The sequence below is a fragment of the Streptomyces sp. NPDC052721 genome (assembly GCF_040678315.1).
Lineage (GTDB): Bacteria > Actinomycetota > Actinomycetes > Streptomycetales > Streptomycetaceae > Streptomyces.
Genome location: NZ_JBFATL010000001.1, coordinates 325,280 through 339,807 on the forward strand (window position 1 = coordinate 325,280; position 14,528 = coordinate 339,807).

13 protein-coding genes and 4 pseudogenes are annotated in these 14,528 nt (G+C 71.7%); 13 read left to right on the top strand and 4 right to left on the bottom strand.

All coding sequences use genetic code 11. From position 1 onward, the window contains the following. Positions 1-54: 54 nt before the first annotated feature. From AB0L21_RS01525 to AB0L21_RS01560, 8 genes and pseudogenes are all read left to right on the top strand, one after another. Positions 55-237, top strand: a pseudogene (locus tag AB0L21_RS01525) (hypothetical protein); the annotation flags it as partial. 2 nt (positions 238-239) lie between these two features. Further along, entirely contained in the window at positions 240-827 is a 588-nt protein-coding gene (locus tag AB0L21_RS01530) for a TIGR03086 family metal-binding protein (RefSeq protein ID WP_365698858.1), read from the top strand. A 114-nt stretch (positions 828-941) separates the two neighbouring features. Next, positions 942-1,247: a hypothetical protein gene (locus AB0L21_RS01535; protein ID WP_365698859.1), complete on the top strand. Its 306-nt coding sequence runs from the start codon at positions 942-944 to the stop codon at positions 1,245-1,247. 96 nt (positions 1,248-1,343) lie between these two features. After that, positions 1,344-1,625, top strand: a complete 282-nt coding sequence (locus tag AB0L21_RS01540) for a hypothetical protein (protein ID WP_365698860.1) — start codon at positions 1,344-1,346, stop codon at positions 1,623-1,625. A 47-nt stretch (positions 1,626-1,672) separates the two neighbouring features. Beyond that, on the top strand, positions 1,673-2,425 hold the full coding sequence (locus tag AB0L21_RS01545) for an MBL fold metallo-hydrolase (RefSeq protein ID WP_365781547.1): 753 nt from the start codon (positions 1,673-1,675) through the stop codon (positions 2,423-2,425). Between the two features lie 5 nt (positions 2,426-2,430). Further along, positions 2,431-2,907, top strand: a pseudogene (locus AB0L21_RS01550) (GntR family transcriptional regulator); the annotation flags it as partial. 8 nt (positions 2,908-2,915) lie between these two features. After that, a pseudogene (locus AB0L21_RS01555) lies at positions 2,916-3,473 on the top strand (dihydrodipicolinate synthase family protein); the annotation flags it as partial. A 259-nt stretch (positions 3,474-3,732) separates the two neighbouring features. Then, on the top strand, positions 3,733-4,530 hold the full coding sequence (locus AB0L21_RS01560; RefSeq protein WP_365698862.1) for an HAD family acid phosphatase: 798 nt from the start codon (positions 3,733-3,735) through the stop codon (positions 4,528-4,530). Between the two features lie 18 nt (positions 4,531-4,548). Here the strand turns inward: AB0L21_RS01560 and AB0L21_RS01565 are convergent. Beyond that, a pseudogene (locus AB0L21_RS01565) lies at positions 4,549-5,577 on the bottom strand (glycoside hydrolase family 43 protein); the annotation flags it as partial. A gap of 307 nt (positions 5,578-5,884) precedes the next feature. On the opposite strand from AB0L21_RS01565, the gene AB0L21_RS01570 reads away from it, so the two are divergent. Further along, positions 5,885-7,282: an NCS2 family permease gene (locus AB0L21_RS01570; protein ID WP_365698863.1), complete on the top strand. Its 1,398-nt coding sequence runs from the start codon at positions 5,885-5,887 to the stop codon at positions 7,280-7,282. 4 nt (positions 7,283-7,286) lie between these two features. Here AB0L21_RS01570 and AB0L21_RS01575 read toward each other — a convergent pair whose 3' ends face one another. From AB0L21_RS01575 to AB0L21_RS01585, 3 genes are all read right to left on the bottom strand, one after another. Next, entirely contained in the window at positions 7,287-8,741 is a 1,455-nt protein-coding gene (locus AB0L21_RS01575; RefSeq protein ID WP_365781549.1) for a penicillin-binding transpeptidase domain-containing protein, read from the bottom strand. Between the two features lie 97 nt (positions 8,742-8,838). After that, complete coding sequence (locus AB0L21_RS01580; RefSeq protein WP_365698865.1) at positions 8,839-9,312, bottom strand: GNAT family N-acetyltransferase; 474 nt, start codon at positions 9,310-9,312, stop codon at positions 8,839-8,841. A 45-nt stretch (positions 9,313-9,357) separates the two neighbouring features. Further along, a complete protein-coding gene (locus AB0L21_RS01585) occupies positions 9,358-10,131 on the bottom strand; it encodes an IclR family transcriptional regulator (RefSeq protein WP_365781551.1) in 774 nt (257 codons plus the stop codon). A 152-nt stretch (positions 10,132-10,283) separates the two neighbouring features. On the opposite strand from AB0L21_RS01585, the gene AB0L21_RS01590 reads away from it, so the two are divergent. The 4 genes from AB0L21_RS01590 to AB0L21_RS01605 all read left to right on the top strand — a co-directional run bounded on the left by AB0L21_RS01590 (position 10,284) and on the right by AB0L21_RS01605 (position 14,499). Continuing rightward, positions 10,284-11,813 carry an aldehyde dehydrogenase (NADP(+)) gene (locus AB0L21_RS01590; RefSeq protein WP_365781553.1) on the top strand — a complete coding sequence of 510 codons (1,530 nt, stop codon included), beginning with the start codon at positions 10,284-10,286 and terminating at the stop codon, positions 11,811-11,813. A 98-nt stretch (positions 11,814-11,911) separates the two neighbouring features. Continuing rightward, positions 11,912-12,526: a DUF1349 domain-containing protein gene (locus AB0L21_RS01595; RefSeq protein WP_365781664.1), complete on the top strand. Its 615-nt coding sequence runs from the start codon at positions 11,912-11,914 to the stop codon at positions 12,524-12,526. 96 nt (positions 12,527-12,622) lie between these two features. Then, positions 12,623-13,342: a DsbA family oxidoreductase gene (locus AB0L21_RS01600; RefSeq protein ID WP_365781555.1), complete on the top strand. Its 720-nt coding sequence runs from the start codon at positions 12,623-12,625 to the stop codon at positions 13,340-13,342. Positions 13,343-13,437: 95 nt separating this feature from the next. Continuing rightward, a complete protein-coding gene (locus tag AB0L21_RS01605) occupies positions 13,438-14,499 on the top strand; it encodes an aminotransferase class V-fold PLP-dependent enzyme (RefSeq protein ID WP_365781557.1) in 1,062 nt (353 codons plus the stop codon). Positions 14,500-14,528 lie beyond the last annotated feature (29 nt).

Consider the following 14,528-nt stretch of genomic DNA (forward strand, 5'->3'; position numbering starts at 1 on the left):
CGCGGGCGGGGGCACCGCCCGGTCGAGCGAAGCCGAGACCGGGTCAGGTGCCCGGGCCACCCGATCATCCCGTTCGCCCACGACTCGTGGTTCGGCCGCGCGCTGCGCGACCCGGTGATCGCCGTCCGGTGCCTCGGCGGCGGCCGCGCGCCGTGGGAGTTGCTGCGCCGCACCGATGAGTTCCCGGGAGCCGGCCGGTCAGCCCTTCGTACCAGGAGCGCGACCCTGAAGGAGTGAGCATGACCATGGTGGACCTCGGCCCGCAGACCAGGATCGTGGCCCGGCTCGCCGAGTCGGTGACCGACGAGCAGCTGACCGCCGCCACACCGTGCCCGGACCACGCGGTGCGCAACCTGCTGGGCCACCTGCTGACGCTGTCCGTGGCTTTCCGGGACGCCGCCCGCAAGGACCTCGGCGCGACGACCGACACCGACCCGAACGCCGTCGCCTGGGACATCGGCCCCGGCTGGCGCGAGGAGCTGCCCAAGGCGCTGGACGAGCTGGCCGACGCCTGGCGCGACCCGGCCGCCTGGACCGGCGACACGCGCGCCGGCGGGGTGGACCTGCCGGGCGCGGTCGCGGGCGCCGTCGTCGCCGACGAGCTGGTGATCCACGGCTGGGACCTGGCCCGCGCCACCGGCCAGGACTACGCCCCGGACCCGGCCGCCCTCGACTCGGCCCTCGACTTCCTGCGGGCCGCGGCCGACGACCCCGACCGCGGCAACGGCCTCTTCGGCCCGGTCGTCCCGGTTCCGGCGGAGGCACCCCCGCTGGACCGGGCGGTCGGTCTCAGCGGGCGGGACCCGGGGTGGCCGCACCGGGCCTGAGCCCGGGCGGCCGGACCCGGGGCCGGCCGGCGGTCGCCGGGCGGCGGAAGCGGCGCATCGGGCCTACGGTGACCCTGAGAGGGGGCGAGCCGAACGGGTACGGAGGGAGCCGCCATGCGGGAGCACTACGTGTGGGTGACGACGCGCCGCCTTCAGCCGGGCACGCTGGAGGACTTCGAGAGAGCGTGGCGCCCGGAGCCCGCACCGCAGGGCCTGCACCGGGCCTACGCGTACTGGTCCGAGGACGGACAGGAGATCACCGGAGTGTCGTTCTGGGACTCGCGGGAGGCCTGCGACGCATGGCGGGCCTCCGAGCCGGAGGCGCGGCGGCGGGCGGCCATGGCCCCGTACGTCGCCGAGGAGCGCGAAGGCTTCTACCGTGGCCGTGAACTCGGCCTGCCCAGCGCCACCAGCGGGTGAACGGGCCGCGCCGGCCATGACGCCGAGGCGCCGCGCGAGGCCGTCGGCGTGGCCGCCCGCGCGCTCGCCGGGGGCCACCGCGCCTACGGTGGAGACATGAGCGAGATCGTCGTCGTGTACGAGCTGGAGCAGCCCGTCGCCGCACGCGCCCCCGCGCACGGACCGCCCGACGCGGAACGGCTGCCCCGCAGGGTGCACGCGGCGCCCGCCGCCCCCGGCAGGCCCGGCGCCGCCGGCCCGCGCACCCTGTGCGGCAAGGACACCTTCGCGATGACGAAAGCCCGTCGGATACCTTCCCCGCGCCCCGGGGAGCCGTGGTACCCCGCCGCGTACGCGTCCCTGGTGTGCCCGGACTGCGACGCGGTGATGGAGATCTGACCGGTGCCGTGAGCCGAAGCGGGGAGCGAGCGTCGTACCCTCCTGCCATGCCGCTCACCCTCACCGTCCTCGGCACCTCCTCACCGCACCCGGGCCCCGACCGGCCCTGCTCCGGGTACCTGCTGTCGGGCGGGGGCGCCGAAGTGTGGGTGGACGCGGGGCCCGGCACCTTCGCCGCTTTGCAGCGGCACACGGATCCGGCGCGGCTCACCGCGATCTGGATCTCCCATCTGCACGCCGACCACAGCAGCGATCTGCTGTCCGCCGCCTACGCGTTCGCGTTCGGCGGGATGACCCCGCCCGCGCCCGTCCCGGTGTACGCGCCGGAGGGCTGCGCCCGCCGGCTGGCCGGCTTCTTCGGGCGGCCGGACGTCGACTTCCTGAAGAGCGTCTTCGACTTCCGGGACCTGTACGACGGTCATGACGTCCGGCACTGGAACCTCCGGCTGACCGCGCGCGCCGTCGCCCACGACACCGAGGCCTACGGGCTGCGCGCCGAATGCCAGGGGAGCGTGTTCGCGTACTCCGGGGACAGCGGACCCTGCGCCGCGCTCACCGAACTCGCCGCCCGCGCCGACCTGTTCCTGTGCGAGGCGGACATCGACGTCCATCGCGACGGCGAACAGGTGCACTTGACACCGGAGGACGCCGGCCGCGTCGCCCGGGAGGCGCGGGTGCGGGAGCTGCTCGTCACCCATGTCGGTCCCACCCTCAGCCGCGAGTCGGCCACCGCCCGGGCCGCCGCCGTCTCCGGCCGGCCCGCGTTCACCGCCGTCGAAGGCCACACCCACAGCGTCTGAGCGCGTTCGGGGTGTCCAAGACCCCGGTGCGCGAGGCGCTGAAGACCCTCGCCGGGACCGGCCTGGGGTGGTGATGAGCCGGTACAAGGGCGTCACGGTGCGCACGGTGGACGCGGACATGGCACGCGAGGTCTACGACGTACGGCTGCTGCTCGAACCCGAGGCCCTGCGCCGGACCGTCGCGCGAGGCGCCACCCTCGACGCCGCCCGGGACGCGCTGACCCGCGCCGACGCCGCCACCGACACCGCCCAACGCTCCCTGGCCGACCGGGAGTTCCACCGCGCCCTGTACCTGCCGTGCGGCAACCCGCTGCCCGGCCGGACGCTGGACGAGGTCCGCGACCAGGCGCGGGAGGCGGCCGAGCACCGGGAGATCCCGCGGCTCGCGCTGGACGGTGACACGGGACGGAGCCGCGAGCGCCCTACACGCCCACATCGCGTCCTCCGTGCGCCGTGCGTTCCCCGAGCCCCGCCCGGAGTAAGGCCCGACATCCCGGTGACCCCGTTCGCCGAGGACGGCTGCGTCGACCGGGAGGCCCACCGGGCCCTGCCGCGTCGCCTGCTCGACGGCGGGATCCGGACCCTCACCCCCAACGGCAACACCGGCGAGTTCTACGCCCTCACCCCCGAGGAGCGCCGTTTCGTCACCGAGTCGACCGTCGAGGAGGCCGGCGACCGGGCCGCCCTGCTCGTCGGCATCGGGCACGACCTGCCCACCGCCATCGCCTCCGCCCGGCACGCCCGCGACCTCGGCGCCGAGATGGTGATGGTCCACCAGCCGGTGCACCCGTACGTCTCGGCGGCCGGCTGGGTCGACTGCCACCGGGCCATCGCCGAGGCCGTCCCGGAGCCAGGCCCTGTCGTCAAACTCCCGTCTGCCGCGCGACGCCATGCACGACAGGACCTAGGCGTGGTGCCGTACCTGCGCGACGCCCAGCTGCCCGGCGCCCGGCTCGCCGAACTCGCCGGCCACTGCCCGAACGTCATCGGCGTCGAGTACGCCGTCCCGGACGCCGCCCGGTTCGCCGCCTTCGCCCGGGACGCGGGTTTCACCGTCCGCGACACCTGGCTCGGCCCCGGCGTCGACGCGGTGGCCCCCTACGGCGCGGTGATCCCCGTCCCCGCCAACCGCCCCCAACTCGGCCCGTGGGAGGCCGCGCTGCACACTCCGGCGGCTGCCTCGGCGACTGGTGCCCCGCGTACGGCGTCCGTATCGATCGGATAACAGGGCTCGCCCTGCCTGTGTGATGCGCGTAGACAGTCGGTGAGCTGGTACATCACTCCCATCCACCAGATCCGGAGAATCCATGCGGAAGTCCCTCAAGGCGGTCGCGGCCGGTGCCGCCTGTGTCGTCGCCGGTGCGGCGCTGTACGGCGCGGGCGCGGCCACCGCCGGTCAGTCGACGGCGAACTCCACCCACGAGCCGTACAACATCGGGCTCCTGGTGAAGGACATCGACACCTACTACGGCACCACCGCCGACAGCAACGGCGTCTACCAGGCGTCCCCGGACAGCCCGTACGCCAAGGACCTGGCGCGCATAGACGCCGACGCCAAGAGCTACATCGACAAGGCGGCCCGCAAGGCGCACCACAGGGGCGAGAAGCCGGCCGTCGTCTTCGACATCGACGACACGCTGCTGCTCAGCCTCGACTACGAGAAGCGGTACAACTACACGTACAACTCCAGCACCTGGAACGACTACGTGAACCGTGCCGACCGGCCCGCCGTCTTCGGCAGCCCGGAACTCGTGCGGTACGCCGCGTCCAAGGGCGTCGAGGTCTTCTACAACTCGGGCCTCAGCGAGGCCCAGCGCGCCGCCGCGGTGGAGAACCTGAAGAAGGCCGGCGCCGATGTGAACCTCGACGCCGGCCACATGTTCCTCAAGGACAAGGCCAACCCGCCGGCCTATCTGAAGGACTGCGCCACCCCGGGCACCTGGAACTGCACGACCGTGCAGTACAAGTCCGGGACGCGCGAGCACATCGAGGACGACCTGGGCTACGAGATCATCGCCAACTTCGGCGACCAGTACTCGGACCTGGACGGCGGTCACGCCGACCGCACGTACAAGCTGCCGAACCCGACGTACTTCGTCGGCTGAGCCCTATCCGTACGTCCTGAGCAGCCGCTCGTACTCGGCCTCCGTCACCGGCAGCACTGTGCCGTGGCGCGGGCCGGCGGGCAGCGCGAAGTCCGTGGACGGGGTCCACGTGCCGGAGGCGAGGTCGGTGGTCTCGAAGGGGACGTAGCCGCGCAGGCCGTACTCGTCGATGAACAGGTACCACTTCTTCTCGGTGTTGGACCTGAAGACGACCGGCCCCTCACCGCGCCGGACGGCACCGCTGCCGACGCAGTCGGCGACGAAGTCGTACGAGGTGTCGGTCAGGTCCCGCGACTTCTCCGCGGTGATGAACTTCGAGCAGGGCGAGCTGGAGGACGGGTCCCGCTCGTCCTTGGTGAAGCGGTAGTACGTCCCCTTGTCCCTGATGACGGTCGAGTCGATGACGGAGTAGCCGGGGTCGTCCCAGACCCTGGGCGCGCTGAAGGTGCGGAAGTCCCTGGTGGTGGCGTACAGCATGCGGTTGTACGTCGAGCCGGTGTGGTCGGGGTCGTCGGCGGCGTACAGCTTCGACGCCCAGAAGACGACGTACTCGTGCCGCCGGCTGTCCCAGTGGGCCTCCGGCGCCCAGGTGTTGCCCGCGTTGTCCGGTGCCAGCCTCACCAGCCGCCGGTCGGTCCAGTGGACCAGGTCGGTGGACTCCCACACCATGACGGACTTGCTGCCGTGCCGCTGGACGTGGTCCCAACTGCCACTGCTGTTGCGGTACATCCGCAGGTCGGTGGCGATGAGATAGAACCTGTCGCCCTTGGGGGAGCGGATCACGAACGGGTCGCGCAGCCCCTTCTCCCCGACGGTCGAGGTCAGCACCGGCTGCCCGCCGTTCAACTCCCGCCAGTGCAGCGGGTCGTTGCCCTGGCTGAGCGCGTAACGGATCTGCTCGCCGTCGGCTGTGCCCTCGCCGGTGAAGTAGACGAAGAGATAACCGGCGTACTGGGCGTGCGCGGTGTGCGCGGAGCCGGGCGGTGCGACCAGCAGGGCGAGGAGGAGGGCGAGGAGCGGGACCAGCAGCATTCTGAGGCGACGCATGACCGTCCTGTGTGAGCGTGAGGGTTTCTGTGGGGTGCTGTGCGCTCTCGGAGTGTCACCAGTGCGCCCCGTCACGTCAATCGGTGCGGACGGGAGCGGGGCGGCCGAAAGTTTCGGGTGGTCACCGCGCAGGTGCGGCCCCCGGCCACCCCGGTCATGACATCGCTGTCGTCTCCCGCGTCGCGCCCGCCCCGTACGGCGGGCCGAACTCGATGACGTAACACGGAGAAAACCTGAAACGGGTGCGACGGGGGAACAATCCAGCCAGCATCCGCAGACCGATCTTGATGTGACGAGGAGTGGGACCATGTCCGTCGACCGGTACTTCAGGATCTCCGAGCGGGGATCCACGCTCGGGCGCGAGATACGCGGCGGCTTCGCCACGTTCTTCACCATGGCCTACATCCTCGTCCTCAACCCGATCATCCTGGGCAGCGCCAAGGACAAGTTCGGCCACACCCTGGACACCGGCCAACTCGTCACCGCCACCGCCCTGGTGGCCTGTGTGATGACGGTCATCATGGGCGTCGGCGGCAATCTGCCGCTCGCCATCGCCGCCGGACTCGGCCTCAACGCCGTCGTCGCCTTCCAGCTCGCCCCGCTGATGAGCTGGGCGGACGCGATGGGCCTGGTCGTCCTCGAAGGCGTCGTCATCTGCGTGCTGGTGCTCACCGGACTCCGGGAAGCGATCATGAACGCGATCCCGCAGCAGCTGAAGCAGGCCATCGGCGTCGGCATCGGCCTGTTCATCGCCTTCATCGGCTTCGTGGACGCCGGGTTCGTCAGCCGTATGCCGGACGCCGCCCACACCACCGTCCCGGTCCAGCTCGGCGCCGTCGGCCGGCTCACCGGCTGGCCGGTGCTGGTCTTCTGCCTCGGTGTGCTCCTCACCATCGCGCTGCTCGCCCGCAAGGTGAAGGGCGCGATCCTCATCAGCATCGTGACGATGACGGTCGTCGCGATCGTCATCAACGCCGTCGCCGACATCAAGAGCTGGGGTCTGACCACGCCCGAGGTCCCCGACAAGGTCGTCGCCGCCCCGGACTTCGGGCTGGTCGGTCACTTCAGCCTGTTCGGCGGCTTCGCCGAGGCCGGTGTCCTCACCGCCGTCCTGCTGGTCTTCACCCTCATCCTGTCGGACTTCTTCGACGCCATGGGCACCATCGTCGGCATCACCGCGGAGGCCGGGCTGCTGGACGAGCAGGGCCAGGTGCCCGGCATCGGCCGCGTGCTGTTCATCGACGGCGCCGCGGCCGTCGCCGGCGGTGTCGGCTCCGCCTCCTCCAACACCGCCTACATCGAGTCGGCGGCCGGCGTCGGCGAGGGCGCCCGCACCGGCTTCGCCAACCTGGTCACCGGCGGTCTGTTCGGTCTCGCCCTCTTCCTCACCCCGCTGCTCACCATCGTGCCGCTCCAGGCGGCGGCGCCCGCGCTGATCGCCGTGGGCTTCCTGATGATGACCCACGTCAAGCACATCGACTGGGACCGCTACGAGATCGCCATCCCGGCGTTCCTCACCATCGCCGCGATGCCCTTCACGTACTCCATCACCGACGGGATCGGCGCCGGGTTCCTGGCCTACGTCGTCATCAAGACGGTGGTGGGGAAGGCACGGGAGGTCAACTGGCTGCTGTGGGCGGTCTCGGCGCTGTTCCTGGTGTACTTCGCGATCGACCCGGTGGAGCAGATCCTCGGGGTGAAGTGAGCGGCTACTTCAGGGCTGCCTGCATCATCGCCCTGGCCACCGGCGCCGCCAGGCCGTTGCCGCTCACTTCCGAGCGGGCCGCGTCCGACTGCTCCACCATCACCGCGACGGCGACCTCCTTGCCGTTGCTGTCGGACTTGCCGTAGGAGGTGAACCAGGCGTACGGCGTCTTGCTGTTGTTCTCGCCGTGCTGGGCGGTACCGGTCTTGCCGCCGACGGTCACCCCGTCGATCAGCGCGTTCGTGCCGGTGCCGTCCTTCACCACCGTCTGCATCGCCGACTGGAGCTGCTCGGCGGTGGTGGAGCTGATGATCTCCTCGCTGCCGGCGCTGTCGTCGTAGTCCTTCAGCACATCACCGCCACTGTCGGTGATCTGCGCGACCATATGCGGCGAGACCAGCTTGCCACCGTTGGCTATGGCCGCGGACACCATGGCCATCTGGAGCGGGGTCGCGGTGACGTCGAACTGGCCGATGCCGGACAGGGCGGTCTGGGCCTGGTCCATGCCCGACGGGTACACGCTGGTGTAGGCCCGCACCGGAACGTCCTGCGCGTCGTTGTCGAAGCCGAACTTCTCGGCCATGGCCTTCACCTTGTCCTGGCCGAGCTGGACGGCCATGTGGCCGAAGACGTTGTTGCACGAGTACCGCAGGGCGACGCGGAGGGAGGCGTTCTCGCAGGGCGCGGACTTGTTCTCGTTCTCCAGGTCGCGCACGGTGCCCGGCAGCCGGTACGGGTCGGGGCTGTCGGTCGGCTCGTCCACGTTCTTGTACAGACCGTCCTCCAGCGCGGCGGCCGCGACGACCAGCTTGAACGTCGAGCCCGGGGGCAGCGGCTGGCGCAGCGCGCGGTTGGTGAGCGGCTTGTCCCTGTCCGCGTTGAGCGTCTTCCAGGCCTTGCCGGCCGTGTTCGCGTCGGTGAGCGCGGAGGGGTCGTACGACGGCGTCGAGACCACGGCGAGGATCTTGCCGGTCTTCGGGTCGATCGCGACGGCCCCGCCCTTCTTGTCGCCGAGCGCGCGGTAGGCCGCCTTCTGCACCGCCGGGTCGATCGTCGTCAGCACGTCGCCCGGTTCGGCGCGCTCGCCGGTGACGGTGTCCATCACGGTCTTCAGCCGGTTGTCCGTGCCGTTGAGCAGGTCCTTGTAGACGCCCTCCAGCTGGGTGGGCGCGTAGGCCTGTGAGGCGTAGCCCGTCACGGCCGCGTACAGCTTGCCGTCCGTGTACGTCCGCTTGTACGCGAGGTCGCTTCCCTTCGTCCGCGTCGAGCCGGTGATCGCGTTCCCGGCCACGATGATGTTCCCGAGGGGCCGCGAGTAGGTCGCGATCGCGTTCCGCCGGTTGTCGTTGTCGTCCGCGAGGGCCTGGCCGTCGTAGAACTGCAGCCATGTGGCCCTGACCAGCAGGGCGAGCACGAGCAGCAGCGCGAAGACGGACGCCCGCCTGATCGTCTTGTTCATCCCGCTGGGAAGACGATCGACACGGGGGCAATCGTTCCCGTACGACCGTTTTTCTCATCCGGCGTTCATGTCGTCCCGCGTCCACCGCGGCCCGCGTTCAGGAAGCCTCCAGGATCAGCACGACCTCCTCGATCTCCCGGCCCCGCGCGTTCGCGTACCCCTGGACCCGGGCCGCCTCGCGGAAGCCGCACTTCTCCAGGACGCGCAGCGACGCGCGGTTGTCGGCCGCCGCGCGGGCGTACAGCGGCCGTTCGGGAACCTCGGCGAGCAGGGCCCGCAGCGCGGCCGTCGCCACGCCCCGGCCCCAGTACGCCCGGTCGATCCAGTACGTCACCTCGCGCTCGCCGGCCACGCCGTAGACGGCCGCGTTGCCCGCCACCTCCCCGTCGGCCAGGACCGTGCGCAGCACGTCGGGGGAGTTCCGCAGCCGCTGCCAGTAGTCCGCGAAGGCCTTCCGGTCGGACAGGTCCTCGGGACCGAACGCGGCCATCCGGACGGCCTCCGGGTCGGTCATCTGCCGGTAGAACACCGGCAGGTCGCTGTCCCGCACGTCCCGCAGCGCGATCTCCATGCGACCGAGCCTACGGCCCCGGCCGCAGGACCGCGGCCGACGAGGTCAGAGCCTGCGGGTGGCCAGCGTCAGCCGGTCCCGCGCGTCGAACAGCGCGTCTTTGATCATCTGTTCGTGGGCGGGGGTCAGCCGGGCCACCGGCACCGAGCAGCTGATGGCGTCCCGGGCGGGCGTGCGGTACGGGATGGCCACGCCGAAGCAGCGCAGACCCAGCGTGTTCTCCTCACGGTCGACCGCGAAGCCCTGCTCCCGGACCTGGTGCAGCTCCTCGATGAGCTTCTCCCGGTCGGTGATGGTGTGCTCGGTGAGCGCGGGCAGCGTCTCCGGCAGCAGCTTGCGCACCTGCTCGTCGGTGTAGCTGGCGAGGATCGCCTTGCCGAGGGAGGTGGAGTGGGCCGGGAGCCGGCGTCCGACGCGGGTGAAGGGCCGCAGATAGTGCTGGGACTGGCGGGTGGCCAGGTAGACCACGTTGGTGCCGTCGAGCCGGGCCAGGTGGATGGTCTCCGTGGTGTCGTCGGAGAGCCGGTCCAGGGTCGGGCGGGCGGCGGCCACCACCTCGTCGCCGTCGATGTACGACGTACCGACCAGCAGCGCCCGCACGCCGATGCCGTACCGCGTGCCCGTCGCGTCCGTCTCCACCCAGCCCAGCTCCACGAGCGTGCGCAGCAGCATGTACAGGCTGGACTTGGGATATCCCACGGCCTCCTGGACGGCCGCGAGGGAGTGCATACCGGGCCGGCCGGCGAAGTATTCGAGCAGCTCAACGGTCCGTACCGCGGACTTGACCTGCGCCCCGCCCCCTGTGTCGCCTGCCGTCATCGCCCTTGACCCCTTCGTTCGACGAGGACCTGAGTTATATAGTCTCCGAGCAGCATATTCATCATCAGAGACAGTGTTCAGTATATCGAACGCGGCTGATGGGTGAGCCTGGATCGTCGTAGACAATGCGGCCTTTACTGGAGGGACCCGCGGTGGCAGCAGCACCAGTCTGGAGTGTCGACCCGCGCACCGGGAAGCAGCGTGAACAGGTTGCGGTGGAGGCCACAGCCCAGGAGGTGGACGCGGCCGTCCGGGCGGCCGGCGCCGCGCGAGACTCCCTCACCGACCGCACGGTCCGCGCCGCGTTCCTGCGCTCGGCCGCCGCGGGTCTGGACGCGGCCAAGGACGGCCTCGTCGAGACCGCCGACGCCGAGACCGCGCTCGGCCCCGCCCGGCTGACAGGCGAACTCGCCCGCACCTGCTACCAGCTGCGGGCCTTCGCCGACATCGTCGACGAGGGCGCCTTCCTCGACGTCATCATCAACCACCCCGACGACACCGCCACCCCGCCCGTCCCGGACCTGCGCCGCTACAAGGTGCCGCTCGGCGTCGTCGCCGTCTACTCCGCCTCCAACTTCCCCTTCGCCTTCTCCGTCGCCGGCGGCGACACCGCGAGCGCGCTGGCCGCGGGCTGCCCGGTCGTCGTCAAGGCCCACCCCGACCACCCGGCCCTGTCCGAGCTGGTCGCCAAGGTGCTGCGCCGGGCCGCCGCCGAACACGGCATCCCCGAGGGCGTCGTCGGACTCGTGCACGGCTTCGAGGCGGGCGTCGAGCTGATCAAGCACCCGCTGGTCGCCGCGGCCGGCTTCACCGGTTCGGTCCGTGGCGGACGGGCGCTGTTCGACGCGGCCGCCGCGCGCCCGGCGCCGATCCCGTTCCACGGCGAACTCGGTTCGCTGAACCCGGTCCTGGTCACCGAGGCCGCCGCGGCCGAGCGGGCCGAGGAGATCGGCGGCGGGCTCGCCGGGTCGATGACCCTCGGCGTGGGCCAGTTCTGCGTCAAGCCCGGCCTGGTGCTGGTGCCGTCCGGCGCGGCCGGCGACCGGCTGGTCAAGTCCCTGACCGACGCCGTCAGCGACACCGACGCCGGGGTGCTGCTCGACCACCGCATGCGGGACAACTTCATCGCGGGGGTCGCCGAGCGCGCGCAGCTCCCGGACGTGGAGTCGCCGGTCACCCCGGGCGCGGGCGGCGAACACGCGGTCAGTGCCGGATTCCTCACGGTGCCGGCGGAGAAGCTGGCCGAGGAGGGGGCGTACGACCTGCTGCTGGAGGAGTGCTTCGGGCCGGTCACCGTGGTGGCCCGCTACGCGGACGAGGCCGAGGCCACGGCCGTGCTGTCGCGGCTGCCGGGCAACCTGACGGCGACCGTCCAGGTGTCCTCGGAGGAGGCCGCCGGGCGGGGGCGGGGGCCGGAGCTGCTGGCCGAGCTGACGCCGCTCGCGGGGCGTGTGCTGGTGAACGGGTGGCCGACGGGGGTCGCGGTGGCGCCCGCGCAGCATCATGGGGGGCCTTACCCGGCTACGACGTCCACGTCGACGTCCGTGGGCGGTACGGCCATCGAGCGGTGGTTGCGGCCGGTCGTTTATCAGAACGCGCCTGAGGCGTTGCTGCCGGACGAGCTCCGCGACGACAATCCGCTCGGGCTTCCCCGGCGGTTCAACGGGGTTCTGGAGCGGTAGCACCGTGGGGGCGTGGTGCGCTGGCGGGGCCGGTCCGTCGTGGTCGTTCGCGCAGTTCCCCGCGCCCCTGGGTGGGACCGGTGCCCGGCGAGGAAAGGCTGACGGACTTGGAACTGACCGGACTGCCCTTTCCGTTGAAGGCTTACGGGCCGGACGGGGACTGGTCGTACGAGGACGGTGTGCTCACCGGGCGGGCCGGGCCCCGGCAGGACCGGTTCGTGCCGCCCGGCGGTGACGAGCTCGAACCCGCTTCCGACGCACCCCGGTTGCTGGGGGCCGCGCCCGAAGGGGACTTCCAGCTGATCGCGCGGGTCTGCGTGGGGTTCCGTGACGCGTTCGACGCCGGGGTGTTGTACGTCCATGCCGGCGAGCGGGCCTGGGCCAAGCTCTGTCTGGAGTACTCCCCGGACGTGCCCACCGTCTGCACGGTGGTCACCCGGGGGCACTCGGACGACGCCAACTCCTTCACGGTGGACGGGGACTCGGTGTGGCTGCGGGTCAGCCGGACGGGGCGGGCCTTCGCCTTCCACGCCTCCCGGGACGGTACGCGCTGGACCTTCGTCCGGTTCTTCACCCTGGGTGAGGAGAAGGAGGCCGGTGCCGCGCTGGTCGGGTTCATGGCGCAGTCGCCGGTGGGGGAGGGCTGCGTGGTGACGTACGACCACATCGCGTTCAGGGCCGGCGCGCCGAGCGACCTGCGCGACGGCGGCTGAGGGCGGCGGCACCGGGAATGAAACGGGCTGCTTGAACGTTCATGTACCGGCTGGGGAGAGCCCCCGCGCCCGTACGACCTGGAGAGAGCCGAAGACATGCGCGTCGAGATCTGGAGCGACATCGCCTGCCCCTGGTGCTATGTGGGCAAGGCCCGCTTCGAGAAGGCGCTGGCTGCCTTCCCGCACCGCGACGCGGTCGAGGTGGTGCACCGCTCCTTCGAGCTGGACCCGGGCCGCGCCAAGGGCGACGTCCAGCCGGTGATCTCCATGCTGACCAGGAAGTACGGCATGAGCGAGGCGCAGGCCCAGGCCGGTGAGGACAACCTGGCCGCCCAGGCCGCCGCCGAGGGCCTGGACTACCGCACCCGGGGCCGCGACCACGGCAACACCTTCGACATGCACCGCCTGCTGCACTTCGCCAAGGAGCAGGGCCGGCAGGACCAGCTGATCCAGATCCTCTACCGGGCGAACTTCGCCGAGGAGCGGTCCGTCTTCACCGAGGGCGACGAACGCCTGGTGGAGCTGGCCGTCGAGGCAGGACTGGACGCCGACGCCGCCCGCTCGGTGCTCGCCGACCCGTCCCGCTACGCCGACGAGGTCCGCGCCGACGAGCGCGAGGCCGCCCAGCTCGGCGCGACCGGTGTGCCGTTCTTCGTCCTCGACCGGACGTACGGCGTCTCCGGCGCCCAGCCCGCCGAGGTCTTCACCCAGGCGCTGACCCAGGCCTGGGGCGAGCGCTCCCCGCTGAAGCTGGTCGACCAGGGTGACGCCCAGGCTTGTGGGCCGGACGGGTGCGCGGTGCCGCAGCAGGGCTGAAAGCGCAGGTAGGGGCGGTCGTATAAGCACCGCTAAGAGCAACCACGTAAAAGTTCGCAATGGACGGGTAGTTCCCTGGGCCGCACAGTGGACCCATGGAGACCACGGAGACGTTCGACCGCCTCGTCCGCGCCGAGTTCCGCCCGAAGAGCATCTATCTCAACACCGCGAGCAACGGCCTGCTGCCGGCCCGTACCGTCGCCGCCCTCCAGGAGGCGGCGCTGCTGCGGGCCGAGGGCCGGCCCCTGACCCCGCTGTACGAGGACGTGGAGGCGAGCCGGGCCTCGTTCGCCCGGCTCGCCGGCGTCCCGGCCGGCCGGGTCGCCGCGGGCGCCTCGGTCGCCGGGCACACCGGCGTGATCGCCGCCTCACTGCCGGCGGGCGCCGAAGTCCTCACCGCCGAGGACGACTTCACCTCCGTGCTCAACCCCTTCCACGTCCGCGGTGACCTCAAGGTCCGCACGGTCCCGCTGGAGCGGATCGCCGAGTCCGTCCGGCCGGGCACCGCGCTCGTCGCGGTCAGCGCCGCCCAGTCCGCCGACGGCCGGATCGCCGACCTGCCCGCCCTGCGCGAGGCGGCCCGCGCCCACGGCGCCCGCACCTACGTCGACTTCTCCCAGGCCGCCGGCTGGCTGCCGGTGGAGGCGGACGCCTACGACTTCACCGCCAGTGTCTCCTTCAAGTGGCTGCTGGGCCCGCACGGCGCCGCCTTCCTGACCGTCCCCGAGGACTTCGGCGGGCTGACCCCGCTGCTCGCCGGCTGGGTCGCGGCCGAGCGGCCCTGGGACAGCTGCTACGGCCCGGTCGCCGAACTCGCCCGGTCCGCCCGGCGGTTCGACCTCACCCACGCCCTGTTCACCTTCGCGGGTCTGCGGCGCTCGCTGGAGCTGATCGAGGAACTCGGTGTGGACGCCGTCCACGCCCATGACATCGCCCTCGCCGACCGGTTCCGCGCGGGTCTCGCCGATCTCGGCCACGAGCCGGTGCCCGCCCCGGGCTCGGCGATCGTCTCGGTCCCCGGACTCGGCTCCCGGCAGCCCCAGTTGAGCGAGGCGGGTATCGAGGTCTCCAACCGCGCGGGCAACCTGCGCGCGGCCTTCCACCTCTACACCACGGCCGCCGACGTGGACCGGCTGCTGGAGGCGCTGTCCGGCTGACACGACCGGGCCGGGACCCCCGTCCCACA

What these genes read in the sequence shown, in the direction of transcription:
- AB0L21_RS01530 (WP_365698858.1), top strand. Translation starts at nt 240, where the DNA reads ATGACCATGGTGGACCTCGGCCCGCAGACCAGGATCGTGGCCCGGCTC.
- AB0L21_RS01535 (WP_365698859.1), top strand. Translation starts at nt 942, where the DNA reads ATGCGGGAGCACTACGTGTGGGTGACGACGCGCCGCCTTCAGCCGGGC.
- AB0L21_RS01540 (WP_365698860.1), top strand. Translation starts at nt 1,344, where the DNA reads ATGAGCGAGATCGTCGTCGTGTACGAGCTGGAGCAGCCCGTCGCCGCA.
- AB0L21_RS01545 (WP_365781547.1), top strand. Translation starts at nt 1,673, where the DNA reads ATGCCGCTCACCCTCACCGTCCTCGGCACCTCCTCACCGCACCCGGGC.
- AB0L21_RS01560 (WP_365698862.1), top strand. Translation starts at nt 3,733, where the DNA reads ATGCGGAAGTCCCTCAAGGCGGTCGCGGCCGGTGCCGCCTGTGTCGTC.
- AB0L21_RS01570 (WP_365698863.1), top strand. Translation starts at nt 5,885, where the DNA reads ATGTCCGTCGACCGGTACTTCAGGATCTCCGAGCGGGGATCCACGCTC.
- AB0L21_RS01575 (WP_365781549.1), bottom strand. Translation starts at nt 8,741, where the DNA reads ATGAACAAGACGATCAGGCGGGCGTCCGTCTTCGCGCTGCTGCTCGTG.
- AB0L21_RS01580 (WP_365698865.1), bottom strand. Translation starts at nt 9,312, where the DNA reads ATGGAGATCGCGCTGCGGGACGTGCGGGACAGCGACCTGCCGGTGTTC.
- AB0L21_RS01585 (WP_365781551.1), bottom strand. Translation starts at nt 10,131, where the DNA reads ATGACGGCAGGCGACACAGGGGGCGGGGCGCAGGTCAAGTCCGCGGTA.
- AB0L21_RS01600 (WP_365781555.1), top strand. Translation starts at nt 12,623, where the DNA reads ATGCGCGTCGAGATCTGGAGCGACATCGCCTGCCCCTGGTGCTATGTG.
- AB0L21_RS01605 (WP_365781557.1), top strand. Translation starts at nt 13,438, where the DNA reads ATGGAGACCACGGAGACGTTCGACCGCCTCGTCCGCGCCGAGTTCCGC.